This is a genomic window from Paenibacillus sp. JT31N11 (assembly GCF_056269285.1).
Window position 1 is genome coordinate 205,376 of record NZ_JBWDNQ010000009.1, and the last position, 24,221, is coordinate 229,596.

The following is a 24,221-nucleotide window of genomic DNA, read 5'->3' on the forward strand; positions in this document are numbered from 1 at the left end:
GGCCGGATCAAGCTAATTTGGTGCAATTTCAGTTTCGTTTATAGATGATCTCCCCATAATAATTCACGGCAATGGGGATCATGTTCTTATAACAAGCCGGGAATGTGATGAAGCTCTTGTCTTCAGCAACTGACAGGAGCTTTATCCCCTAAATGAAAAAAGCCGCTTTTTTTAAGCGACTTTATTGCGGCAAGGTTCTTGTCTTCCGACACCAGCTCAACCGGCCGCCTTACCCGCCTAAATTGTTGATTTGCTCCATCAACCGCGTAATCTCAGTCAGCGTCTGAACAATCTGGGAATCTTTAACCGCCTGTACAGCCGGGTTGTCGTTCAACAAGCTGTTCAAAATCTGATCGATCTCCTGCTGGAGCGCTGCGTTGTAATTCTGCAGCTTGGCATGGAGGTCCTCAGCAATAGCAGGTGCTTCCAGTGCGTTGAAATCCGTCACCCGCTGCTTCATGGCTTCCAGCTCTGCCACCAGCTTTTCCTTTACCTCCGGATCGTTCGCTGTCTGCTGCGCCATGTCGGGCAGCTTCCGGGCAAACTCGGCAGCCTGATCCACATACGTTGTCGCTTCGCTTGTATAATTCACAGACTGGTCGATCTGCTCCACCACCGAACAACCCGTCAGGATCGCAATGGACACCAGAAAGAGCGCAAGCTTCATTTTCATCTCGGCATCAACTCCTGTTCATCTACCTGTTTATACTTCCCATACCCTAAAAACGTTTCACAAAATCGCTCTTGTCATTCCTCGACGAGATAACGATACCTTTACTTTTATTACCGCCAGCAATATCAGAAGAAGTCAAACAAGCCTTAGTCCGGTGGAATACCGGACCAAGGCTTGTTTGTGATTTCATTATATAATGGTCTGCTTGACGTGGTAAGTTCTCCGAAAGTAGATGGATCTACTTTCGGAGAAGCTTCCTGCTTTCATCCTGTTACTTTCCATCTACAAACGGTTTATCCTGCGAGACGGCCAGCTGGTAGAGATAGACATCTGTTCCATCCCCGATCGCATAGTTGAGAATCCGCTTATTCACCGGCACGAGTACAGCACGATAGAGTGTCGGGAATACAGGAATCTCCTCAACCATCAACTGCTGCCATTTCTTATAAATATCCTGGCGAACCTTCACGTCGAACGCTTCTTTGGAAATGCCTTCGGCAAGCAATTTATCCTGTTCTTCATTCGCAAACCGCGGGAAGTTATAGATGGCGTCGCGTCCATAAAGTCCTGAAGGATCAACGTCGATGCCTACTGACCATGCGCCCTGGTATACATCTACCTTCGGATCGTCTTCGCCGTTCGAGCCAACCCGGTCATAGAAGGTGTTGAATTCGACCATTTCAAGCTGAACGTTTAATCCGATTGCTTTCCACGATTGCACATAGTAACGCGCTAACGGTTCAGCGATATCGCCGCCGGTCATGGAAATGAAGTTAATGACCAGTTCACTTCCGTCCGGATTGGTTCGGTAATCGCCGTTTAGTTTGTACCCGGCGTCGTCCAACAGTTTTTTGGCCGCCTCCGGATCGTATTTGACGCCTGGATTTGTGGCATCGTGATACTCCGGATGGGAAGGCGGAATCAGTGTCGTGGCGTTCCAGCGCAGACCATGATAGAACTGTTTGCCCACTTGATCATTGTCTACGGCAAGCCACATCGCTTTCCGCAAATTCACATCGGCCATTTTCGCCTTATCATCCGGAGCGACCTTCCCTGCCGCCGCATCCCATTTCCCCAGCTTAAAGCCGATGTACGTATAGGCACGATCGATTGTACCCAGAAACTCTACGTTTGTCATATCCGCATTGTCCGGGTACTGGTCAACCGGGAAGGAATCGACGAGATCAACTCCGCCGCTTTCCAGCTGCTGAATGACGGTGGTCGGATTAATGACCTTGAGGACTACTTTATCCAGGCCAGGCTCGCCGCGCCAGTAATCCGGATTTTTGGTAAAAACGACCGATTCGCCAGGTACGATGCTTTCGATCTTATACGGTCCGAAGCCAATCGGTTTCTCACGCACTTCAGGCGATGAGGAAATTTTCTCGACAGGTATATTGCCGAAAATATGTTTCGCAAGCGGATAGCTCCAAATCCCTCCGGTTAATAGGGAAGGCGTGGATTGAACATACGTAATCTTCAGCTGCTTCTCATTAAGCACTTCAATGCCGGAGATTGTTTTCGCTTTGCCTTCATGGTATTCCGTCATGCCGACGATATTGGTGAAGCTGGAATCGTAACGCGGACCATCGTATTTCGGATTGCCGATCACCTCGTGCGCGAACAGCCAATCCTCAGCGGTAACCGGCTTGCCGTCCTGCCAATTGACATTGTCTTTGATGGTGAACGTAAACGTGCGTCCGTCTTCCGACGCTTCATATGTAGCTGCGCCGTCATTCGTATACACATAGCTCTCATCCCAGGTCAGCAGTCCTTCGTCAAACCAACTGAGTACCTGCGCGTCCGGGTCGCCGGAATAGAAATTCCAGTTCAGCGTCCCTTCAAATGGCGTATCGGACACGAGACCGAATGTGATGGAACCCCCTTTAATCGGTTCGCCCTCATTTTTCTTCACCTTGCTGAAATCATCAATCGAATACATGCCGTCGTCTTCAGCCGGCTTTTCACTCTCAGCAGGAGTCGTGCTGGACTCCCCTTCAGTTGGAGCCGTGCTGGCCTCCTCCTCCGTCGATGATGGGGTGTTCGTCTCATTACTGCTCCCGTTGTTGGAGCAGGCGCCGAGCATTAGCGTAAACACAAGAAGCAGCGGCATAAATACTGACCATGTCAATCCTGGTTTCTTCTTCAAACGATCTCCTCCTAATAAATTGAATGCCTCTTTACCCTTTCCTCTGTCTTGCGTCGGTCGCGCGCTTTAACGCTTGACCGACATTGTTTATGCAAAGCATCAGCACCAGAATCAGTATCGATGCAGGTAACCAAATCCACCATCTGAATTCCAGCGTCTGCGGGTTTGTGGCATAGCTGACCAACGTACCCAGGCTGGGCGTGCTTTCGGGGAAACCGAACCCCAGGAAGGACAAGCCGGATTCCAAGCCGATATTGGCCGCCAGATTCAAGGTCATCGTAACGATAATAATGGAGCTCAGATTGGGCAGCACTTGCAAAAACATAATCTTCAGATGCGAGGATCCCACCGTTCGTGAAGCTTGCACATACTCCAGCTCTCTTTCCTGCAGCGCTTTGGAACGGATTAATCTGGCGATACCCATCCAGAGGAAGGCGGTCATAATAAGGGAGAACGAGACGATGCCGTAATTCGGGACCGCTGTAACGAATGCAATGACAACCATTAAGGTGGGAAGGATCATAAAGAAATCCACAAATCGCATAAAAAGGTTATCGATAAAACCCCCAAAGTAGCCGGATGCCAGCCCGATCAGAATGCCGATCAATCCGGTAAGCAGCGTTACGATAATGCCAATCGATAAGGAATTCCGGGTCCCGATAATGAGCTGGCCGAACACGTCGCGTCCGCCATAATCGGTGCCCAGCCAGAATTCCGCGGAAGGCGGCTGATTCAGCGCGAACAGGTCTACGGTAACGATTTGCTCTTGATCCAATACAATGGAAACGCCGTAGACGATCAAGATGACAGCGCCCAGAAAAATCAGTGAAGCGAAGGCTACCTTATCCCGAACGATTTCCCGCCACAGGATTTTCCAGCTGGACGGGCTCTTATCCACTTCCTGCGGCGCAGGTGCCAACTGTGGCGCCGGTTTGTTCGCATATGCCTGTTCCATTCCATTCACCTCATGGTCCCGAGTTCTTATTTAATTCGAATGCGCGGATCTACGAAACTTAAGATGATGTCCGAAAGTAAAGCGCCGATAATGGAAGCTGCGCCGTATAATAACACCACTGCTGTAACTACGCTGAAATCCCTTAAGGAAATGGAGCTTAAGAAAAGCTGACCCATTCCCGGATAACTGAAGATACTTTCAATGAACACCGTACCTCCGATCAGACCGGTAATTTCATAGCCGAAAAAAGCGGCGATCGGCAATAACGAGTTGCGTAAAATATGCCGGTTATAGACGCGTGACTCCGAAGCCCCTTTCGCTCTGGCGGTTATAATGAAATCCTTCTGCTTCGTATCGATGATTTCGCTTCGCAAATACTGTACGGTCGCAACTGTTGTAATTAACGCCATGGATAAAGCCGGAAGAAGAATATGATAAACTTTGCTCATCGCATACGCAAGGGTGCCCGGAGCAGTGCCGGGCGTAACGCTCCCTTCGGTCGGGAACCAGCCGAAATGAAAGCCGAACAGCCACAGCATCAATAGCCCGAAAATAAAAAGCGGAGCCGCAAAGCCCAAGTAGGTATAGCCCGTAATCGTACGGTCGGCCCAGGTATCATGATAACGGCCGCTTATAATGCCGAGCGGAATCGCAATTAGATAGGTAAGCACAAGGGTAAGGAGAGATAACCAAATCGTGTTCATCATCCGCTGCCCGATTAAGTCGGAGACCGGCATTTTAAAGCGGAAGGACTGTCCGAAATCGCCTTGCAGCGCCTTTACGATCCAATCCCAATACTGAACATACCATGGATTATTGAGGCCGAGCCTCTCCCTCTGAGCATCCAGCGCCGCCGGATCGATACTTGGATCAAGTAAGCCTGTCAGCGCATCTCCCGGCATCGATTTCGCGAGCAGGAAGACGAGAATGCTTAACAATAAAATTTGGGGAACCATAATGATCAATCTTCGCGCCGTAGTCTTCCACATCGCCGTCACCCCTTCTCAGGCAAAGCCGCCAGATGCGTTTCTGAAATGGGCCGTAACGGGAATGCCAAGCCGTCCGCATCAAAATATTGGTCATAGGCCTGTTCATATTCCGCCTTTACGGCCTGACGAAACTGATACAGCCGCTCCCGCTTCGAGGGATCCATATCCGGTATTGCCGTTATAAGGCGTTTTGTATAAATATGCTGCGGATTCTCAAAAATATCTGCCGTCGTGCCCTGCTCGACGCAACGGCCCTTGTACATAATTCCCATATGATCACACATATGCCTGATAATCCCCAGATCATGACTTATCAATAAATAGGTAAGCTTTAATTGCTTCTGAATATCCTGCATAAAATTAAGCACCTGTGCCTGTACGGATACGTCAAGCGCCGAGACCGGTTCATCGGCTATAATGAGCTTCGGCTTCAAAGCGATCGCTCTTGCAATGCCGATCCTCTGCCGCTGGCCTCCTGAGAATTGATGCGGATATTTATGTATCATTTCCGGGCTTAAGCCGACCTGCTCTAACAGCTGCTGCACCTGGCGCTTCTCTTCCTGCGCGGACAGCTTCTCAAAATTACGCAGCGGCTCGGCGACAATATCGAGAACGCGCTTCCTGGGGTTTAAAGAGGAGTATGGATCTTGAAAAATCATTTGAATGTCCTTGCGGAAGCCGGGATGGCTTCGCAGCCCGCCCCCAAAGATGGGTTGTCCTTCGAAGAGAACCGTTCCTGACGTAATAGGATTTAAACCGATAATCGCACGGCCAGTCGTTGTTTTTCCGGAGCCCGACTCGCCGACAAGGCCATAAGTTTTCCCCTGTTCAATGGACAGATGGATACTGTCTACCGCTTTAATCGATCGAAGCTTTCGGTTGAAAATCCCGCCGCGCACCGGAAAATGGACCTTTAAATCCCTTACCTCAAGTAATGGCATGCTGAGAACCCTCCTCTTTATGATTGGGGAAGTGAAAGTTCTTGTAGCAGGTGCATCTTACAAAATGACCTGGCTCGATCTCATGCATGCCGGGCTGCTCCTCATGCGCAGATTCAGCGATCCAGGGAATTCGCGTTCGAAAGCGGCAGCCCTGACGGGGAAGATTTTGCAGAGGCGGAACAATCCCTTGAATAACATGGAGCTTCGATTTCGCTTCTCCAGCGGATGGTATAGACTGGAGCAGCGACCTTGTATAAGGATGGCGGGCATCAGAAAGGAGGGTGTAAATATCGGCGATCTCGACAATTTGTCCAGCATACATGACCGCCACGCGGTCTGCCATTTCGGCCACTACGCCCAAATCATGGGTAATCAGAACTACTCCTGCCTCACTGTCCTCTTTTAACCGTTTAATGAGCTCAAGAATTTGCAATTGTATGGTGACATCAAGGGCCGTTGTCGGCTCATCGGCAACCAGCAGCTTCGGTTCGTTCGCAATCGCGATGGCGATTACGATCCGCTGCCGCATTCCGCCGGACAACTCATGGGGAAACAGGCCGTAGGTATGCTCCGGGCGAGGAATGCCCACTTTCGCCAGCAGGTCAATAACCTTGCGTTTTCTTTCCTTAACCGAACATTTCGGATGATGGAGGAGAATGACCTCGTCGATCTGGGAGCCGACAACCATGAGCGGATTTAAGGCCGATAAGGGGTCCTGAAAGATCATGCCCAGCTCATTGCCGCGCAGCTGATTCAGCTTGGAAGGAGGAAGATGAGCAATATCTTGTCCTTTGTAAAAAATACTCCCCTCGATCCTCGCCCTCGTATGCAGGCCCATAATCGAAAAGGCCAGCGCGCTCTTGCCTGAACCGGACTCGCCTACAATCGCCAGAATTTCATTCTTCCTCACCGTCAGGGATACATCGTCTACGGCTGCATAATAATCATCTGAGATGCGGAAGGAGGTTGTCAGATGCTCAATTCTCAATAATTCTTCATTCACTATAATCCCCCTAACGGTAAAGGAAATAAAATATTATTCATCGAAACCTCTGAAAAATATAAATCTTACATTAATATGGTAGATAATAGAACATAGAACTTCCATATTTACCTTAATCATATGCCATATCTTAATGCTTGATTAAACTACTGTCAAGTATTAACATATTAGACAATTTACGATTTATTTCGACATAACTATATGGATATTTGACCTATAACAACAGAAAAATAGGACATTGGTCTTGAAATGGATTATATTCCCGGTACTTCCAAACTAGAACCGGTTCCGGCTGTTCACGATTCGATGAACAAGAGATCTTGCCACCTCAGCATTATAATCAGAACTTTACGCAGTTGGTGGAACAGATAACATTTATATCCAGATTATTTGATCGTCCTCTCTCCACCATAATGTATTGCAATGACCCATCCGCCCTGATGCGTAATATAGCAAACAATTTGTTATATACAACTAATAACTTAAATGCTAATATTGTAATATATTCAAAGAGAGATGATCCAACAAATGGAAGTTATACGTTTTTCTTGCCCTTATGTTTAACGAATTTCGAAATAAACGTTTTCAACCCCTCGTACAAACATTTCCTATTCGCCGCCGCACTCCATCTCGATTGATACATACCCAGACATAAATGTGGATTTTTATTAAAATTCATGAATAAAAAAATCTAACATACTTCCAATATACAAAGTGATAAAAATAAGAAAGAAAGCAATTATATTAAGCACCAATAAAATATGGTCTAATTTGGATGTTGTTTTTCTTAGCGAAAGAATAGAAAGAATAATACCTGCCGGAGGTAAAATAAGAGTCGATTTCAATCCCCAGTTGTTAAATTTCTCATTATCAAATATAAAAAAGGCATCTACAAAAAAGCCAATAGTCGCAAGTAAAAATGTTGACATTGAAATGAAGCGGAATATCGTGATTTTTTTAAAATTCAAGCTTTATACCACTCCCTCTTTTTTTAAGTCCTTCATCGTTTATCTTTAATTCTGCAACGAATACGTTAAATGGACAATGCTGCTGCTATATCTGTCCCCGCTCCATTCGGTAAATGCCAGTTCTCTGCCTGAAGGGCTCCAAGAGGTTGTCAGATTTTCGATATCGTCCGCGATCTGGGTGGACTTATCGGTTAACAGATCGTAAAGATACAGACCGTTAACGGCTGTACCGTTCACATTGGCATTCAGACTGTAGGCAAACATCCGCTGATCCGGCGACCATGAAACGCCGCCAAGCTCCGTACCTTCCGCGATGATTGTTCGATTTCCCCCGTCCGCATCGCAAAGGATCATCGTTTGTTTGGGGTCGTTATTTTGCAGCACCAGCATTTGATTTCCTTCGGGCGACGGGAATAAGCCATAAACATGATCAAGATTCAAACTTGCCTTTTCCTTCGTATTTAGATCCAGAGCCTGTAAGGATTCATCGGAATTGGTATTGTAATAAATCTTATCCTTCATTTTTTGGACAATAAACAGAGCTTCCCCGCTTAACCCAGCCACAGCCGCAATCTCCCCGGAGATGCTTGCCGTAAAGGCACCGCCGCTGTAGGCAGGGCCAATAACTGTTTCCTCATCGGCCCAATGGGCGCTCAGGGCCCCCGCGATCGGATCGCCCATGATGCCGAATGAATCCAGAGTATCCAGGTCCATCACGTGATAGACGGGATCGCCTAATGAGTATTCGCTATATAGCAGATGCTTCTTGCCGGACGATAAGACAGCTTCACCCAGGAACACATTTTCCTGTTCTTTTAACAGCTCGTATTGTTTGGTATCCAGATGGTACAGATACAGGCTTTTGGGATAGGAATCCGACAGCTCTTCCAGGCTCATTTTGGCCAAATCTTTATTTTCTTTTGAAATAACGACCGTTTCATCATCCATCCAGTCGGAGATGGCTATATTCTCATAGTGATCAACCGTTTCCACGGAAACATCGTTCACGCCTGCTTCATTGCCGGCATCGTCAATGACCGTTGCGGTGTTTCCGGGCTCTTGAGTGACAACCTTGTTTCCGGCCTGATCTGAGCTGCAGGCAGTAAGAATCACCAGCAACGCCGGAACAATTGCCATCTTGCTTATTTGGATTTTTATCATTTGGATCGCCTCCTCGAATTCGGATTACAGCCAGGAATGAACAACACTAAATTAAACATCGCTAAACGTGTCCTTCATACCGATCCCCAGTCATATTAATGACGTAAACTGGAAGCGATTTGTTGCATTATTCTTCCAGCTGGCTTAACGCCACTGCCTGGTGCAGAACTTTATTCTCACAGTTTATCAAGACCTAAATTTATAAATTTCAGTCATAATAAAGGGTTCCGCATATTAGTCATGTCTAATATGTGGAACCCTTTATATTTAACTATCATCCCCGTTAGCATTTCTGTAGAGCGTTAAATTTCCACTTTGCAAAAAAACGAGCCCCTCGGTACGATGGGAGTACGCAACTGTTAAGATCCCATCTAATCCAACCTCTAATCCGGTTTCTCTTAAACTTCCCGAATAGCAGCCTGTTGTAATGTTTCGCTCTGTTCCACCGCTCCTCCAGGGAGTGAGTAGCAAGAAGATTTATCTCCTTTATTTTTTACCATTAATATATGCTCGCCAATCTCATAGTAGAGAAGTACATATGCAACATCTACTCTTTTTCATATAATTCTAACCTGCTTTAATGTATTAATATCTTTATAAATATTCGTTTAATGACTTTATTATCTGCCCGTTACTTGAATGACAAGGAGCAGGTCGCCGTGGCGCCTGCTCCTATTTCAGAATCGTAATCCGTCGTATTCTTTATGAGGCAAAGAATCGCCTTAACTCCTGTGCCACCAATTCCGGCTTGCCGCCTCGATTGGTATTGCTGACGTCGCACGCTCCGCCGTGATCAAGTCCGGACAATTCCATCCGTTTGGCCTGAGGCAGCACTTTTTCCAAAGCGTCGAGCGCAGGCTTCAGGTACGACAAGCCTTTACTACCGCCGAGTAACAGCGTTTCTGCGCTCAAAGCCTTAAATCGGTCCAGCTTGCCGGTCATCTCAACGAGCAGCCGTCCGTCATAATGAAGCGTAGGAGCCAGCATTCTCATCGTTACGTCGCCTTTCTTCGCCTTCTTGTCCTCGTTATCCATCATTTTGTTCGTCATGGACTCGAGTAGCCAGCGAGGGATGGCATTAAGCACCGCTCCGCCCAGTTGTAATCCTTTCAAGCAAGTGACGAGAGCGGCGGCAGTCTTACCTTGAGCGATCTCTTGGTCATAACGAGTCAGCCATTCCGTCCGCTCCGTGTTCATCAACAGCGCGGGTTCATAGAGGGCGACCCTGCGAATAGCGGGCAAGGCGAGCGCTGCTTCGAGCGCGATGAGCCCCCCCGAGCTGATCCCGAAAACATCGCGGGCGCCTGTTCGAGTAAGGAGCGCCTCCACATCTTCGACTTCCTTCCGGATATCGTAATCTTCGTTGAAGGGTCCGCTAAGACCCCGCCCTCGGCGGTCAGGTACGTAGACCGTGAACGCATCGGCCAGCCGCTCCGCGAGCTGCATGAAGTTTTGCGATGATAAATTGGCGCCATGGACCACCACTATGCCCGGTCCTTGACCAAATTGGCGATAACCGATCGCGGTTCCATCACTGGAGATTACCGAGCCGACTTTATAGGGGGGCTCCATCGTCGCTGAACTCGATTGAATAGGGGCTGCACTCATCATTCATAATGCCTCCTCAGAAATTGCCTAATTTGCAACGCATAAATTCGTATGTTTATCCCTACGATGTTATTCTTGACTCTTCAGCCGCTCCGCTATTTCGCGTATCCATTCCTCGTTCCAGAAAAGTTCGCCTATGCGAAAATCTTCGATGACTCCGTGCAACCATTCAAGTTCAGCCCTGAGCACGGCACGGTTATGCTCAACCTCCAGCATGAACAATCTAGGAACGGTCGTCTTGTACTTCTGAAGCTGCGAATCTATGCGTTGGATGGCTTCTTGAAGCGCGACCTCCCTTTTCTCGAATTGCCGCTGAACGTCTTCCGGTGTCAGAAGGGTGAGGAAAGAGATAGCTGCAGGAAAATCCAGATATTCTTGAGATTGAACCGAAAGCATCTCCCGAAGCCAATCCTTCGATACTTTCCTTCCCTCCTCGGTCAATTCATAAACGGTTCGATCGGGACGCCCTCCTTCACTTATGGTTCCTCGAACCGCAATGAGCCCATCCCTCAGCAGGCGTTCAATGGTCTGATAAATACTCGTACGCTGACGGACGTTAATAACCTCATCCTTTCCTCTTTCTTTGATCAGTTGCTGCATTCTGTAGGGGTGCATAGGCTCCTCGGCCAGATGGGCAAGAACGGCTAACGCAAGTGATGATCGTTGGGACTTATTGGATTTGTTATTCATAGTTATAATAATACTATTACGTTTATAACTATGTCAATGGGTTCCCATCAATGTTTCCAAAAATAAAATCAGGCAGCCAGTTTGTGCTGGAGGCCTGATTTATCATGCTTCATTCGCGTTCGAGCAAGTGCCCATGAAAAAGAAAAAGGACGCCCCTAACCTTCCTCTATTTACGTTACTATAAATAACACGAGCTATATTCTGGCAGCCTCGGGCGGGAATGAACCATGGAAGTTTGTGGTCGTATGTGGAAGACATCATTCAATACGTCTAATTAATTAGAAGAATAGATTTATAATGTAGGAGTTCGAAAGCATTATGCCTCCTTAATATCTCAAAAAGCCATGATCATGAGGTCATGGCTTTTTGAGACGTTTTTGATTATTAGCCTTTTGTTCCTGTAAGTGCAATACCTTCAACGAAGTAACGCTGCAAGAAGATAAACATGAGAATCATCGGCAGTGTCGCGAGCAATGATCCTGCCATGAGAAGCGGATAGTCTGTCAGATATTGTCCTTGAAGCGAAGCCAGACCGGCGGAAAGGGGCATTTTCCCCGGAGAGCTATTGACGATAAGCGGCCACATCAAATCGCTCCAGGACCAGAGCGCGGTCATGATGGCCAGCGCGATCAGGCCCGGTTTTGCAAGTGGCAGCAATATTTTTAAGTAGATTCTAAAATGGCTGCATCCATCGATTTTTGCCGCCTCTTCCAGCTCTTTGGGCATGGCCTGAAAAAATTGGCGGAGCAGGAAGGTTCCAAAGGCGCTTGTCAATCCCGGAACGATCAGTGCGGTTAATGTATTAAGCCAATCAAACTTCACCATGATCAAATATTGCGGAATCAAGTAAGCTTGATTGGGCACCATCAATATGGACAATAACAAGATAAACAGTACATTTTTTAATGGAAATTCAATGCGTGCAAATGCGTATGCGGCCAAAGAGCAGAACACCAGTTGTGCGAATGTCTTTGCGACTGTCGTAGCAACGGTATTCCAGTAGAAAGAGAGAAAAGGAAGAGTATCAAAGACACCGAGATAATTTTTCCACTGTATGGCCCTAGGAAAGAAGACCGGCGGAACTCGAGTAGCTTCTCCCATCGTTTTCACCGATGTGAGCACCATCCAGACAAACGGCGTGATCATAATCACCGCTCCGATCACGAGGACAATATGTACAGCGGTGAGCCTCATACTAAATCGTTTTTTCGTATGCACCATTTTCGACCCCCTTCCTATTCGTAATGGACCCATTTTTTTTGGAAGATAAACTGAATGACGGTTACCAATAAAATGATCACGAATAATAGCAAGGCGACTGCCGTTGCATAGCCTTTGTCATTATCCAGGAAAGCTGTCTCATAAAAGTAATACACGATCGTTTGCGTCGCGTCGATAGCAATGCTGTTCGGTCCGATCATCATGAAAATCAATTCAAAAACCTGAAGCGAACCGATCAGCGATGTGATGGTCAGAAAGAAAAAAGTAGGCGTCAAAAGAGGCAGCGTGATGCGGAACAACCTGGTCATGGTACTTGCGCCGTCTATGGAAGCCGCTTCGTAAAAGGAAGAAGATATGCCCTGAAGTCCGGAAATCAAAATGATCATATTATACCCGATGCCCCCCCAAACCGAAACAACCGCAATGGAATATAATGCGATCGACGGGTCGGAAACCCATCCAACATGCACGCTGGTAAAGAAGCCCAGCACATAATTCAACAATCCGAAGTCCGCGTTATACAGCCATTTCCACACCATGGCTACGGCAGCGGGCATCGTTACCACTGGCAGGAAATACAGCGTTCTGTATAATGGTATCGCACGGATCTTTTGGTTTAATAGAATCGCAATAATCGTCGAGATGATAAGACTGACCGGCACCGTACAGACGGTGAAAACCAGCGTATTCTTCAGAGAAGACCATAATTCCGGGTCGTTCGCCATGCGTTGATAATTCTCCATACCCGTCCAATTGTAAGTTCCAAAGGCGTCCCACTTTGTAAAGCTGAGATAGAAGGTTTGAATCAATGGCCAAATACTGAAAATACCTGTACCGATCATCGTAGGGGCTATCATGACATAAGCCCAGAAATAATCATTGCGGCGCATCCTGCTCATACCCTTGCTCTTCGTTTGTTTAAGGGGGACGGCCGATTGCATCGGAGCACTCGATCCTGCCACGCTCATTGACATTCCTCCTAATGGCAGTATCGGCTGCAGCTGCAGCCAATACTGCGGCATGGTACGCTTAGTTACTGCTCTTCCGCAAGAACTTTGTTGCCTTCTTCCGTCACTAATTTAGCAGCTTCCTCGACCGAAATTTCACCGGCCCATGCCCGCTTGAAATAATCGATCTCAAACTGCTGCCATTTGCGCGTTTCGATAGATATCGGATAAGGAACGGAGTACTCCATTGCATCGACGAAGACCTGCAGATTGAAGCTGGGATTTGAGCTCACAAACGGACCCTGGGTTCCATTAAATGCGGGAATTACCGCCCCCGACTCCGCTTGAATATCGGCCGCTTCTTTCGATCCGAGGAATTTCGAGAATAACCATGCTTCCTCGGGATGTTTGGTGTTTGCTGCTATTACGTTGCCCAAACCGTTGATGACAGTCGCTTTTTTCTTGCCTTTGGGCAGTGGAGCAACGTCAACTTTGTCCTTTGTATATTCATTCTGTGCGAACTCGATCTGGTTCCAGGAACCGGCGGTGATCATCGCCACTTTACCCGACTCAAAAAGCACATTTGTCGTATTGTCCGTCATCTGCTGAAGCGTTGGGGACACCTTGTACTTCAGAACAAGATCATTCAGGAATTGCATCGCTTCAAGCGATTCAGGCTCGTTGTAGCCCAACGACTTTTTGTCCCCGGAGATGACATGCCCTTCATTTTGGAAAATGAAGTTATACATGACCTGTTGTTGATCATTCGGAGCGGCAAAACCGTAAACGCCCTTTGCAGGGTCCGTCAGCTTCTGCGCCGCTTCCAGCAATTTGTTCCAGTCCCAGGTATCATCCGGGTATGGAATGCCCGCTTCGTCAAACATCACTTTGTTGTACCATAAGCCAATGGTGTCCAAATCTTTGGGGAACGAGTATACATTTCCATCGAAAGTATACAGATCGATCAAAGATTGCGGATAGTTGGTCATATCAATCTGATCGGCTTCGATTTTATCGCTAATTGGGGAAAGCTGGCCATTGCTCGCATACTTCAGGAAGTTTGCCGGGTTCATCCAGAAAAGATCGGGAAGGCTCTTGCCCGCTGCTGAGGTTTCGAGTTTCGTCCAGTACTGCTCGAAGGGCGTAACCTCCACCGTTACTTTGATATTCGGATTCGTCTCGTTGAATTTCTTGATGATATCCTGCATTGCAGGCTCCTGGTTTTTATCCCAGATCGCATATCGAAGCTCTACCTGTTTACCGGATGGCTGAGATCCTGAAGCATTTGCATTACCAGTGTCCGCATCTGTCCCCCCCGTATTGCCGTCTGTTCCGCCGGAATTGCCATTGCCACCACTGGAGCAAGCTGTAACAAATACCATAAGAGCTGCCATCAGCACGAAATACAACTTTTTCATACATATCCTCCTATACGAGTTTAATATGAATACTAAACTAGACTTTCGAATAACGTTCCCGAAGCTTCATATGCAATTCTTCAGTAAAACTGATTATTTCATTTACCAGGCTGCGACAACGCCGTCCGAACGCGGCTCCGTAGCGCCGGCCAGCACGCCTTCATTGTTTCTGAGAATGATCTGCCCTTTGCCAAAAGTATACTGATCGACGGCCCATTGAATATCGTGACCCTTTCGCAGCAGCGAAAGAGCGATTGGCTCGGGAAATCCGCGTTCCAGCTTGACCGTCTTATCATGAAGCCACTGCCATCTTGGCGCGTCCAAGGCCGCTTGAGGGGATAATCCGAAATCGACAAGACTCGATACTACCTGTACGTGGCCCTGCGGCTGCATATAGCCTCCCATAACGCCAAAAGGGCCAATGGCATCATTGTTTTTCGTGATAAAACCGGGAATGATCGTATGAAACGATTTTTTGCCTGGCTCCAGACAATTTGCTCTGGATGGGTCAAGCGAATAACTCGAACCGCGGTTCTGCAAAGCGATTCCCGTTCCCGGGACAACCACGCCGGAACCGAATCCATCGGCGTTGCTCTGAATGAACGACACCATGTTGCCTTCTCCGTCCGCCGTGCACAAATAGATGGTCCCGCCTTTCGGCAGCTGCCCTGGCAGCGGTGTCAGCGCTTCCCGTCCAATCCACTTTCTCCTTTCATCCGCATACGAGTCTGACAACAAATCTTGAACGGAAACCTTCATTTTATCCGGATCGGTAATATACTCCACACCGTCCGAGAATGCCAGTTTGATCGCTTCGATTTGCTTGTGGTAGACGGCTATGGAATCCCGGTCGCTGAATTCGAAGCCTTTTAGAATATTCAGTGCGATCAGAGGAATCAGACCCTGTCCGTTTGGCGGAAGCTCCCAAATATCGTACCCACGGTAATTAATCGAAATGGGGTCGACCCACTGCGGAGCAAATGCCTCCAGATCCTGTTTTCGGATAAAGCCGCCCTGCTTGCGGGAATAAAAATCGATCTGATCGGCCAGGTCTCCTTCGTAGAAAGCTCGCGCTTCGGTTTCCGCGATTGCCGCAAGCGATCTGGCATGATCAGGAGACCTCCATACTTCGCCGGCGCCCGGCGGTCTTCCCTCCGGTGAGTAAATGCGGAACCATTCCTTGAACTCTTCACCCTTCAATTGATCCACATACCTGTCATAATAGCGCCGCCATTCCCGGGCAAGATCAGGTGCAACCGGATATCCTTCATCTGCATAGGCAATAGCAGGCTTGAGAAGCTCGGAGAACGGGAGTTTTCCGAACTTTCTCGATAATTCAGCCCATGATGCCGGAATTCCGGGTACGGTTACAGGCAGCCAACCGACAGCGGGCATGCGTTCATGTCCAAGCGCTTTTACCGCGTCGATCGATATTCCTGCAGGTGCAAACCCGCTTGAATTGAGCCCATGCAGCCTGCCATTCATGTATATAATGGCAAACGCATCTCCGCCTAAACCATTGGAGGTCGGTTCCACTACGATCATACAAGCCGCTGTCGCAATCGCTGCATCGACGGCGTTCCCGCCTTTTTTCAATATATCAAGGCCTGCCTGGGCTGCCAGCGATTGAGAGGTTGCTACCATTCCATGCTTTCCGTACAATGTGACCCGTTTAGACGGATAGGGGTGGTGCATCGCATCAAACTTCATTATGGAGCTCCCCCGAGGCTGCAGCCTCCCCTTTTTGCTTCAGCATGCTAACATAGTCATCCATAACGACGGTTTTGCCCGTATTTCTTGACTCTTCCGCCGCAAATACGATGAGATGGCTTCTGGCGGATTCCATACCGGAGGTCATTCCCTCGATTTGTTTATCCTCTACCTGCCGAATGAAGCTTTGCATGATCATCGTATCCGCTCCGCCGTGCCCGCCCTCGACCTCCACAGGGCGAACCGTTTCCTTTCTGCCGTTAAAATAAATAATTTCAATTTCGTTTTTCTCGGAGTGGCCTCTAAGTTCGCCTTTGGTTCCCATAATTTTGAAAGAGCGGCTGACATCGTGGGTGAATGCCGTCATTGTGAATGCAACCGTCACTTCATTGTCAAACAATAAATTGACAACCTGGTGGTCAACAACATCGTTATCGCACCTGTACACGCAACGTCCGTAAGGACCATCCTGCAGCGCTTTCAAGCGTGCTTCCATGCTGTTAGTCAAACTGACGACTCTCGCCGGCCATGTATCCTTATCGGTCAGATACAATTTCAATGCGGAATAATCGCATTCATGTTCCACCCGGCAACCGTCCGTGCATCTTGCCGTGGACCCTTCCGGCGCGTTCTCTTCTTTGAAATAAGAGAGCGACCCGTAAGAGGACACGCTTTTCACATGACCGCCGATCAACCACTGAAGCATATCCATGTCATGGCAGCATTTTTGCAGCAGCATCGGACTCGATTCGACCGAATTTCTCCAGTTCCCTCTGACAAAGCTGTGCGCCTGATGCCAGTAGCCTACGTTTTCAGTCCATTGCACCGTCATCGTTCTGCCGATCCTGCCCTCGTCCACCAGCTTCTTGACCGCGCTGAAAAAGGTCGAATATCTTGATATGTGACATACCGTCATGATGCGCTGCCGCCGTTTTGCTTCTTCCGCCATTTGAATCGCTTCCCACGGATCAGGAGACATCGGCTTTTCAAGCAGGATGTGGTATCCGACTTCCAGCGCTTTCATGGTCGGGTGAAAATGATCTCTGTCCTGCGTGCAAATAAGCAGTGTTTCGCAAATTTGCGGTTGGGCCAGCAGAGCTTCCCAGGAAGCGAATTGCATATTTTCCGGAATATGATGTTCGGCGGCAAAACGTTTTCTGCGTTCTTCATTTGGCTCCGCCACCGCCACAAACTGGATTTCCAGTGGTCTTCTGAGCGCGTAGGAAGCATAGGCGAACATACCTCTGCTGCCCGCACCAAGCAAGGCTGCTTTAATCATGCTTCTATCAACCTCCATTATTTGGGATGGTCAATTTTTATTTATGCCGATTTTATATGTAAGTTAATTGACTTTTCTGAAAATATTAGTGATCTCAATTCCCACACTTATATACGCCGGCGTTTGACCGATAGACTTCACGGCCGACAACGAACGTCGATACAATATTCAATTCATGGTCCATGACAAGGAAATCGGCGTCTTTCCCTCTTTCCAACGTGCCTTTTCGGTGATCCATACGGATTTGACGGGCGGGGACGCGGGTTAAGGACGGCAATATTTGTTCCATAGGCAAACCGGTATATGACATGACATTTTTCAATGCTTGAATCATCGTGAGCGAGCTTCCTGCCAGACTCGTGCCGTCTTTCAAATAGATCTGGCCGGCGGTCATGACGACCTCGCCGTATTCACCATCCGGCAATCCGCAGCAGGTTACCGCATCCGTAATCATACACACGTTCATGGGAGATTTGACGTCAAACAACAATTTTACCGCCGCAGGGTGTACGTGAATGCCATCCGCAATCAGCTCGGTTGTCAGCTCCGGACACATCAATCCCGCGCCAGCCAGACCCGGCTCCCGGTGATGGAAAGGTCTCATGCCGTTAAAATGGTGTGTCGTATGGTTCACGCCCTGACCAATGAATGCCACAGCCTGTTCATAAGTCGCATCCGAATGGCCGGCGGATACTGTGACTCCATGCTCAAGGAAATGCCGGACGGCTTCCTTCCCGCCCTCCACTTCAGGCGCCAGCGTGACAAGCCTGATTAGCTGATTGGCGGACTGTATATAATGCTCGATTTCCCAAACATCAGGATTGCGGATTTCATCTTTGCTTTGCGCCCCTCTTCTCTTCACGTTCAGGAAAGGCCCCTCCAGATGAACACCGAGGATTTCGGCTCCCGATACGCCTCTTTGCACCGCTTCGGCCGAACACTCCAGCGCCTTTGTAAGCCTTTCTTTCGATGCCGTTGTGGTCGTCGCAAGGAAGGAGGTCGTTCCATGGCGGGCGTGAAATTTGCTGATCCCGTCCAGATCCTCGTACGTTCCCCCCATCACATGAAAGCCATTGCCTCCATGAATATGCACATCGATAAACCCCGGTACAATCTTTAACCCTTCAGCATCAAAAATACGTACATTTTCTCCGTAACTCAATTCAGGCCCTCCTGTGGCCTTGATCCTTCCTTCCCCATCGATCAGCATTCTCCCCTGCTTAATGACACCCTCGGGTGTGTACAGTTCGGCATTTATCCATACCACAAGCGAATTATCCATTACAGATACTCCTCCTTTCTTTACTCGCCGCTCCGGCTCCGTGCATAATGAACGCCGCCGTACAAACCGGCGGAATCCCCAAGGGCAGCGATAGTGATCGGGGGCTTAATGGTAAACTTATACTTTGCGTTAATCGTTTCTCTTATGGGCCTGAGCAGCAATTCACCAGCCGCAGATGCTCCGCCGCCGATAATAATCGTTTCCGGATTTAACAGATAAATTGCAGTCATTAATTTGTTGCCGAGGGTTGTTCCAACGAACCGAAAGATGTCAACGGCTGCTGAATCTCCGGAGGCTGCGGCCTGGTATACATCAATTGCGGTAATTTTACGATTTAACGAATGAAGCGAGGTATTTCCTTTTTCCGCCGCCTCCGCGCCCAAACGGGCAATTCCTGTGGCCGATGCTATCGTTTCAAGGCATCCGTACCCGCCGCAATTACAGCGTTCGTTTTGACCGGGGACAGGATCATGGCCAAGCTCGCCTGCAAACCAATCGTTTCCTCCCAGCATTTTGCCTTCTACCATAATACCTGCCGCCAATCCTGTGCCAAGTGTCACACCGATAACGCTTCTGCTGCCTTTGGCTGCCCCCGCCATAATTTCTCCCAGCGTGTAGATACGCACGTCATTATCGATCCGCACGGGGGCGCCAAGCCTTTCTGACATTTCCGCAGCGATAGGAACATTGAACCAGGCCAGATTTGACGCAGCCAGGGCGATACCGTTCACCGGATCGACCCTGCCGGGCACTCCCATGCCCGCCCCTGCCAATCTGGCTCCATAATCGGTATCTCGAATCAACCGGAGAATCTCCCCGGCAAGTTCGTCCATGAATGCTTTCGGATTGTCCGTCTTGTTCGGAAAATGCGGCAGCGAGGTCCGAAACGATCTTCTTGCCTGCAATTTCAGATCCTGGTCGAACAAGCCGATGACCGTGTTGGTGCCGCCGATATCTACTCCGATATACACATCCCTCATAACGCCACTGCCTTTCCCGGTAGAATATGGGCGTAACAAGCAGGTCAACATTCCATCATGCGTTTTCATTGCAAGACCGCAAACGGGAAGCATTTACTCCAATCGATTCAGAAACACACCAGGCCTTCAATGATTTATTTAAGATTGGGGATATAAGGCTTATCGGCCTCATACAACTCATCAAACATGCTCTTGATTTCGGATGGCGAACAAACGGCCGCAGTAAGCGGATCGATCAGCAGAGCATGATAGGCCATTTCCCTGCTGTTCTTCAGCACCGCATCCACCGCCAAATCGAAGAATGCCATGTTGCTGCGGCATAAAGCAGCCAGGTGCTCGGGCAGTCTGCCAAAGACGGCGGGCTGGACGCCGTTCCGGTCGACCAGGCAGGCGACCTCGACGATCCCGTCTGTTGGCAAATTCTCAATAAGCGAACGGTTCAACACGTTTCCGTAAATGACTTTCGGCTCGTGCTTTAGAATCGCTTCGATAATTACAGCTGCATATTCGTGGCTGGAGGTGAGGGACATCTCATCCTTTCCTTCCACCTTGTTAAAGATCGCTTCGTCGGATTTGCGACGCCATTCCGGCCAATTATTGGCGTAAAAGCCGGTCTCGCCCAGATAGCGTTCTCCACAATGCCGATCAATCAATTCCTGACGTTTACGGTAATACGGCAAGTACTCGGAGAAATGTCCGCTCGATTCCGAAACAAAGGCCCCTCCGTATTTCATGAAATCCAATCTTACGGGATCCTTGGCCAGAAATTCCGGCTTCTCCGCCCGCTCCTTCAATTCAGGGTACAGGTCCCTTCCGTCCCGGCTTAATTCCACGAACCAGGACATGTGATTGATGCCCCCAGCCCTCCACTTCAGCTCCTCATACGGTACCTCCAGATAGTCCGCCAGTTGCCTTGACGTATGCTGGATGGAATGGCACAACCCGACAACCGGAATATTAGCAGCTTTAACAGTGGACAAAGTGACGGCGGACATCGGGTTCGTATAATTTAAAATTAGCGCCTCCGGACACAGTTCCTCAATATCCTTCAGGATATCGAGCCAGGCCGGAACCGTCCGTAAAATCTTGAACAATCCTCCCGGTCCCATCGTATCTCCGATGCACTGCTTGACACCGTATTTCAACGGAATTTCAAACTCGTTGCGGACGGTCCGCAGACCGGCAACCTCAATCTGGTTAATGACAAATCTGCTGCCGGAAATAACCTCTCTGCGGTTAACGGAAGCCGTCACCTTGAACCTCTTCCCCATTAACTGAACGGCCCTTTCCGTAAGCTTCCGGGCCATCTCCAACCGCTTCGCATCAACATCAACCAGTGCAATTTCACCGTCGTCGAGGCCTTCAATATTCAGAATGTCGATAACCAGCTTCTCTGTAAAAAAACTGCCCGCTCCTATAATCGAGAGCTTGACCATATTCCATCATCCTTCCCTGTCTTATTCCATCCGTTGACTTGTAATTAACTCCCTGGCTTGCCGGACGTCCAGCATTCCTCCGGTACCTCCGATCCCTTGAGTGGAGAGTGCACCGCATGCATTGCCGAAGATCAACTGCTCGCGAGGCGGCTTTCCCTCCAGAAAACTGAAAATAATTCCGGCATTGAACGAGTCCCCGGCTCCCGTCATATCGACAGCCGCAACATCAAAGCCAGGCACATGGTGCCACTCTCCTTCCGGCGTCAGCATTCGCGCTCCCTGCTTGCCGCACTTCACTACGACGCTCCCGTACCGTACCGGGATCGCTTCGACCAGTTCAGCCAGATCGGAGCAGTCATAGATGTGAAGCACTTCTTCCTTGCTCGGAAGGAACATATCCGTCACGCATAGCAGCTCGTCGATAAGCGGCCGCTTCCACTGCTCCTGCGGATCCCATCCGGTGTCGAAGCTCGTCGTGATGCCGCACTCCTTCGCTTTTGCGAATAATGCCGCCCATTCCCGCTGCATGCCAAGCTGCAGATATAAGGAGCCGAAATGCAGATGATCGGCCTGTTCAAATATGGAATCGGGCACCAGCGTCATCTCCAGCTTGCAGATGGATCCCATGAATGTAAGCAGGGCGCGATCCGTTGGTGTAGAGAGGGAAATGGTCACCCCTGTTTTCTCCTGCGGATCGATTCTCACAAACTCCGTATTTACGCCAAAATACTTCAGACGCTCGATGCAATACATACCGAAATCGTCATTTCCAACTACGGATACGAAATAAACGTTCAATCCCAGCTGGGCCAATCTGCATGCCGTAATGGCCGACGACGAGCCAAGCGTAAGCGAGAAATCATCCACGAATTTTTCCTTGTTCGGCTCCGGCTGAACAGAGCTGCCGGATATAATGGCATCCACATTCAATTCTCCCAACACAAAGACCGTCCTGATCATTTTCCCATCTCCTCGCAAACAGCCCGCGACACGGAAGTTTTCAATTACAAGCGGCTGACTGAGACCCTTTCACAAAGTCTCTCGATATCCTGATAGAGGACATCGCCTGTCGCTTCCGACAATGCGTTGGCCGCTCCGACGGCTGATGCAAAACGCAGCGCATCAGAATCGCTTGCTCCCCTATGCCAGGCAACGACCAGACCGGCAACGAAGGAGTCGCCGCTGCCGACGGGATTCACGGCTTTGACCTCCGGAGGCATCGCCTTGAATAGGCAGCCGTCGAGCACAGCCGTGCACCCTTCCGCACCCAGGGAAACAATCGTATGCCGGACGCCCCTCCTCTGCAGGTCATATGCCAATGACGCCAGCGCCTCCTTCGAGAAACGTTCCGCTCCGGTAAGCTGCAGAAATTCCTCTTCGTTCGGTTTAATCGCATAAGGACCGGCAAGTATGCCCGCTTTCAGTGCCGCTCCGCTCGAATCGAGTACGACCCGCGCACCCCGGGATGCGGCAATGCCGATCAGTTGACCATAATAGTCGGGCGGACACTGGCCGGGGAGGCTTCCCGATACCACCAGCCACGTGTCCGGCGCACAAAGCTGCCCGACTCGATCAAGGAGTGCTGCCTTCTCGTCTTCCGTCACCTCGGGTCCGGGTTCCAGTACTTCTGTAGATGAGCCGTCGGATTGATCGATCATATTCAGGCAGATCCTGGTCTCTCCGGCTATCGGGGTGAAGCAGCAGGAAATACCGTCCTGCTCGAGTCTTCGCCTGATCCATTCTCCGTTCCATCCTCCCAGAAATCCTGTCGCCACGACGTCCTCACCCAATTGACGGATGACCCGGGCCACATTCAACCCTTTGCCCCCCGCACTGGCATGCGCGGAAACTGCACGCTGAATGCGGCCATGCGTCAGCTGCGGAACATACAATCTCCTGTCTACCGCCGGGTTTAACGTTACGGTAACTAGCATGCCTGTTCACCTTCCCGCTCTGCCGTCAGATCCGCACAACTGGATTTTTTCCTTTACAAACAGCTTTGTCGCTTCCTTGGCAGGCTTCATGTACTGCCGGGGGTCGTTTTCACCCGGATCTCTGTCCAATACAGCCTTGATCGCTTTGGTAAACACAATCCGAAGCTCGGTAGCAATATTCATTTTAGCCATTCCCAACTGGATGCATCTGCGCACCTGGTCGTCCGGGATGCCGGATCCGCCATGAAGAACGAGCGGCGCTTCAATACTTTCGGCAATCGCGCTTATCCGGTTAAAATCGATATTCGGCGTTCCTTTATACAGGCCGTGCGCTGTTCCAATAGCCGGAGCGATCGTATGAACGCTCGTCTGTTCCACGAATCGCACGCATTCCTCGGGGTCTGCCAGCATTGCCTCGTCCTCCCCGACAGAAATATGGTCTTCCACGCCGCCGATTTTGCCGAGCTCCGCCTCCACATTAATGCCGACAGCATCCGCCAATTCCACAACCTTGCGCGTCTGCCGCATATTCTCCTCGAATGGATGCATGGAAGCGTCGATCATCACGGAGGTATAACCCGCTCTCACACATCTGGCTATTATGCCGAAGTCGCTGCAGTGATCCAGATGAAGGACGATCGGCACCGCGGAAAGCTCTGCGGCGGTCCTCGCGGCGGCGGCGATATATTCCGCGCCGAGATGCTTGACGGTTCCAGTGGTCGATTGCAGGATGACCGGCGAATTCAGCTCTTCGGCTGCTTCCGTCACGGCCTGGAGCATTTCCAGCGTATGAACGTTAAAGGCCGGTATGCAGTACCCTTCCGCCCGCGCTTTGCGGAGAAGGGCTGTCGATGATACGAGCGCCACGGATCAACAC

Annotated in this window: 21 protein-coding genes and 1 pseudogene; all 22 read right to left on the reverse strand. The window is 49.5% G+C overall.

What is annotated here, in order from left to right; all coding sequences use genetic code 11:
• Positions 1–229 precede the first annotated feature (229 nt).
• Positions 230–673, reverse strand: coding sequence for a DUF6376 family protein (locus AC0YNV_RS27035; protein WP_475770809.1), 444 nt, complete (start codon positions 671–673; stop codon positions 230–232).
• A 271-nt stretch (positions 674–944) separates the two neighbouring features.
• Entirely contained in the window at positions 945–2,786 is a 1,842-nt protein-coding gene (locus tag AC0YNV_RS27040; protein ID WP_475770891.1) for an oligopeptide ABC transporter substrate-binding protein, read from the reverse strand.
• 67 nt (positions 2,787–2,853) lie between these two features.
• Positions 2,854–3,777, reverse strand: coding sequence for an ABC transporter permease (locus tag AC0YNV_RS27045; protein ID WP_475770810.1), 924 nt, complete (start codon positions 3,775–3,777; stop codon positions 2,854–2,856).
• Positions 3,778–3,803: 26 nt separating this feature from the next.
• Positions 3,804–4,766, reverse strand: a complete 963-nt coding sequence (gene opp4B / locus AC0YNV_RS27050) for an oligopeptide ABC transporter permease (protein WP_475770811.1) — start codon at positions 4,764–4,766, stop codon at positions 3,804–3,806.
• Positions 4,767–4,771: 5 nt separating this feature from the next.
• The gene (locus AC0YNV_RS27055; RefSeq protein ID WP_475770812.1) at positions 4,772–5,707 is read right to left on the reverse strand and encodes an ABC transporter ATP-binding protein; all 936 of its coding nucleotides are present in this window, start codon (positions 5,705–5,707) and stop codon (positions 4,772–4,774) included.
• Positions 5,694–6,710, reverse strand: coding sequence for an ABC transporter ATP-binding protein (locus tag AC0YNV_RS27060; protein ID WP_475770813.1), 1,017 nt, complete (start codon positions 6,708–6,710; stop codon positions 5,694–5,696). Before AC0YNV_RS27060 ends, AC0YNV_RS27055 begins: the two co-directional genes overlap by 14 nt.
• 668 nt (positions 6,711–7,378) lie before the next feature.
• Positions 7,379–7,678, reverse strand: a complete 300-nt coding sequence (locus tag AC0YNV_RS27065) for a hypothetical protein (protein ID WP_475770814.1) — start codon at positions 7,676–7,678, stop codon at positions 7,379–7,381.
• A gap of 45 nt (positions 7,679–7,723) precedes the next feature.
• On the reverse strand, positions 7,724–8,839 hold the full coding sequence (locus AC0YNV_RS27070; protein WP_475770815.1) for a hypothetical protein: 1,116 nt from the start codon (positions 8,837–8,839) through the stop codon (positions 7,724–7,726).
• A gap of 380 nt (positions 8,840–9,219) precedes the next feature.
• Positions 9,220–9,339: pseudogene (locus tag AC0YNV_RS27075) on the reverse strand (NUDIX domain-containing protein); the annotation flags it as partial.
• A gap of 202 nt (positions 9,340–9,541) precedes the next feature.
• Complete coding sequence (locus AC0YNV_RS27080) at positions 9,542–10,450, reverse strand: alpha/beta fold hydrolase (protein ID WP_475770816.1); 909 nt, start codon at positions 10,448–10,450, stop codon at positions 9,542–9,544.
• 66 nt (positions 10,451–10,516) lie between these two features.
• Positions 10,517–11,137, reverse strand: a complete 621-nt coding sequence (locus AC0YNV_RS27085) for a PadR family transcriptional regulator (protein ID WP_475770817.1) — start codon at positions 11,135–11,137, stop codon at positions 10,517–10,519.
• Positions 11,138–11,521: 384 nt separating this feature from the next.
• Positions 11,522–12,358 (reverse strand): carbohydrate ABC transporter permease, encoded by an 837-nt coding sequence (locus tag AC0YNV_RS27090; RefSeq protein ID WP_475770818.1) that lies wholly within the window; start codon positions 12,356–12,358, stop codon positions 11,522–11,524.
• Between the two features lie 14 nt (positions 12,359–12,372).
• Positions 12,373–13,299 carry a carbohydrate ABC transporter permease gene (locus AC0YNV_RS27095; RefSeq protein ID WP_475770892.1) on the reverse strand — a complete coding sequence of 309 codons (927 nt, stop codon included), beginning with the start codon at positions 13,297–13,299 and terminating at the stop codon, positions 12,373–12,375.
• A gap of 92 nt (positions 13,300–13,391) precedes the next feature.
• The gene (locus tag AC0YNV_RS27100; RefSeq protein ID WP_475770819.1) at positions 13,392–14,723 is read right to left on the reverse strand and encodes an ABC transporter substrate-binding protein; all 1,332 of its coding nucleotides are present in this window, start codon (positions 14,721–14,723) and stop codon (positions 13,392–13,394) included.
• Between the two features lie 102 nt (positions 14,724–14,825).
• The gene (locus tag AC0YNV_RS27105) at positions 14,826–16,436 is read right to left on the reverse strand and encodes a gamma-glutamyltransferase family protein (RefSeq protein WP_475770893.1); all 1,611 of its coding nucleotides are present in this window, start codon (positions 16,434–16,436) and stop codon (positions 14,826–14,828) included.
• A complete protein-coding gene (locus AC0YNV_RS27110) occupies positions 16,423–17,712 on the reverse strand; it encodes a Gfo/Idh/MocA family protein (RefSeq protein WP_475770820.1) in 1,290 nt (429 codons plus the stop codon). Before AC0YNV_RS27110 ends, AC0YNV_RS27105 begins: the two co-directional genes overlap by 14 nt.
• A 94-nt stretch (positions 17,713–17,806) precedes the next feature.
• Positions 17,807–18,994, reverse strand: a complete 1,188-nt coding sequence (gene nagA / locus AC0YNV_RS27115; protein WP_475770821.1) for an N-acetylglucosamine-6-phosphate deacetylase — start codon at positions 18,992–18,994, stop codon at positions 17,807–17,809.
• A gap of 20 nt (positions 18,995–19,014) precedes the next feature.
• Complete coding sequence (locus tag AC0YNV_RS27120; RefSeq protein WP_475770822.1) at positions 19,015–19,974, reverse strand: ROK family protein; 960 nt, start codon at positions 19,972–19,974, stop codon at positions 19,015–19,017.
• A gap of 134 nt (positions 19,975–20,108) precedes the next feature.
• A complete protein-coding gene (gene melA / locus AC0YNV_RS27125; RefSeq protein WP_475770823.1) occupies positions 20,109–21,410 on the reverse strand; it encodes an alpha-galactosidase in 1,302 nt (433 codons plus the stop codon).
• 21 nt (positions 21,411–21,431) lie between these two features.
• A complete protein-coding gene (locus AC0YNV_RS27130; RefSeq protein ID WP_475770824.1) occupies positions 21,432–22,370 on the reverse strand; it encodes a carbohydrate kinase family protein in 939 nt (312 codons plus the stop codon).
• A gap of 44 nt (positions 22,371–22,414) precedes the next feature.
• Positions 22,415–23,344 (reverse strand): 1-phosphofructokinase family hexose kinase, encoded by a 930-nt coding sequence (locus AC0YNV_RS27135; protein WP_475770825.1) that lies wholly within the window; start codon positions 23,342–23,344, stop codon positions 22,415–22,417.
• Positions 23,345–23,350: 6 nt separating this feature from the next.
• The gene (locus AC0YNV_RS27140; protein ID WP_475770826.1) at positions 23,351–24,211 is read right to left on the reverse strand and encodes a class II fructose-bisphosphate aldolase; all 861 of its coding nucleotides are present in this window, start codon (positions 24,209–24,211) and stop codon (positions 23,351–23,353) included.
• Positions 24,212–24,221 lie beyond the last annotated feature (10 nt).

Excerpts from the sequence above, each read along its gene's own strand:
- AC0YNV_RS27120 (WP_475770822.1), bottom strand. The coding sequence starts at position 19,974 with ATGAGGGATGTGTATATCGGAGTAGATATCGGCGGCACCAACACGGTC.
- AC0YNV_RS27045 (WP_475770810.1), bottom strand. The coding sequence starts at position 3,777 with ATGGAACAGGCATATGCGAACAAACCGGCGCCACAGTTGGCACCTGCG.
- AC0YNV_RS27135 (WP_475770825.1), bottom strand. The coding sequence starts at position 23,344 with ATGCTAGTTACCGTAACGTTAAACCCGGCGGTAGACAGGAGATTGTAT.
- AC0YNV_RS27080 (WP_475770816.1), bottom strand. The coding sequence starts at position 10,450 with ATGATGAGTGCAGCCCCTATTCAATCGAGTTCAGCGACGATGGAGCCC.
- melA (WP_475770823.1), bottom strand. The coding sequence starts at position 21,410 with ATGGTCAAGCTCTCGATTATAGGAGCGGGCAGTTTTTTTACAGAGAAG.
- AC0YNV_RS27130 (WP_475770824.1), bottom strand. The coding sequence starts at position 22,370 with ATGATCAGGACGGTCTTTGTGTTGGGAGAATTGAATGTGGATGCCATT.
- AC0YNV_RS27055 (WP_475770812.1), bottom strand. The coding sequence starts at position 5,707 with ATGCCATTACTTGAGGTAAGGGATTTAAAGGTCCATTTTCCGGTGCGC.
- nagA (WP_475770821.1), bottom strand. The coding sequence starts at position 18,994 with ATGGATAATTCGCTTGTGGTATGGATAAATGCCGAACTGTACACACCC.
- opp4B (WP_475770811.1), bottom strand. The coding sequence starts at position 4,766 with ATGTGGAAGACTACGGCGCGAAGATTGATCATTATGGTTCCCCAAATT.
- AC0YNV_RS27090 (WP_475770818.1), bottom strand. The coding sequence starts at position 12,358 with ATGGTGCATACGAAAAAACGATTTAGTATGAGGCTCACCGCTGTACAT.
- AC0YNV_RS27085 (WP_475770817.1), bottom strand. The coding sequence starts at position 11,137 with ATGAATAACAAATCCAATAAGTCCCAACGATCATCACTTGCGTTAGCC.
- AC0YNV_RS27095 (WP_475770892.1), bottom strand. The coding sequence starts at position 13,299 with ATGCAATCGGCCGTCCCCCTTAAACAAACGAAGAGCAAGGGTATGAGC.
- AC0YNV_RS27100 (WP_475770819.1), bottom strand. The coding sequence starts at position 14,723 with ATGAAAAAGTTGTATTTCGTGCTGATGGCAGCTCTTATGGTATTTGTT.
- AC0YNV_RS27040 (WP_475770891.1), bottom strand. The coding sequence starts at position 2,786 with ATGCCGCTGCTTCTTGTGTTTACGCTAATGCTCGGCGCCTGCTCCAAC.
- AC0YNV_RS27110 (WP_475770820.1), bottom strand. The coding sequence starts at position 17,712 with ATGATTAAAGCAGCCTTGCTTGGTGCGGGCAGCAGAGGTATGTTCGCC.
- AC0YNV_RS27070 (WP_475770815.1), bottom strand. The coding sequence starts at position 8,839 with ATGATAAAAATCCAAATAAGCAAGATGGCAATTGTTCCGGCGTTGCTG.
- AC0YNV_RS27035 (WP_475770809.1), bottom strand. The coding sequence starts at position 673 with ATGAAAATGAAGCTTGCGCTCTTTCTGGTGTCCATTGCGATCCTGACG.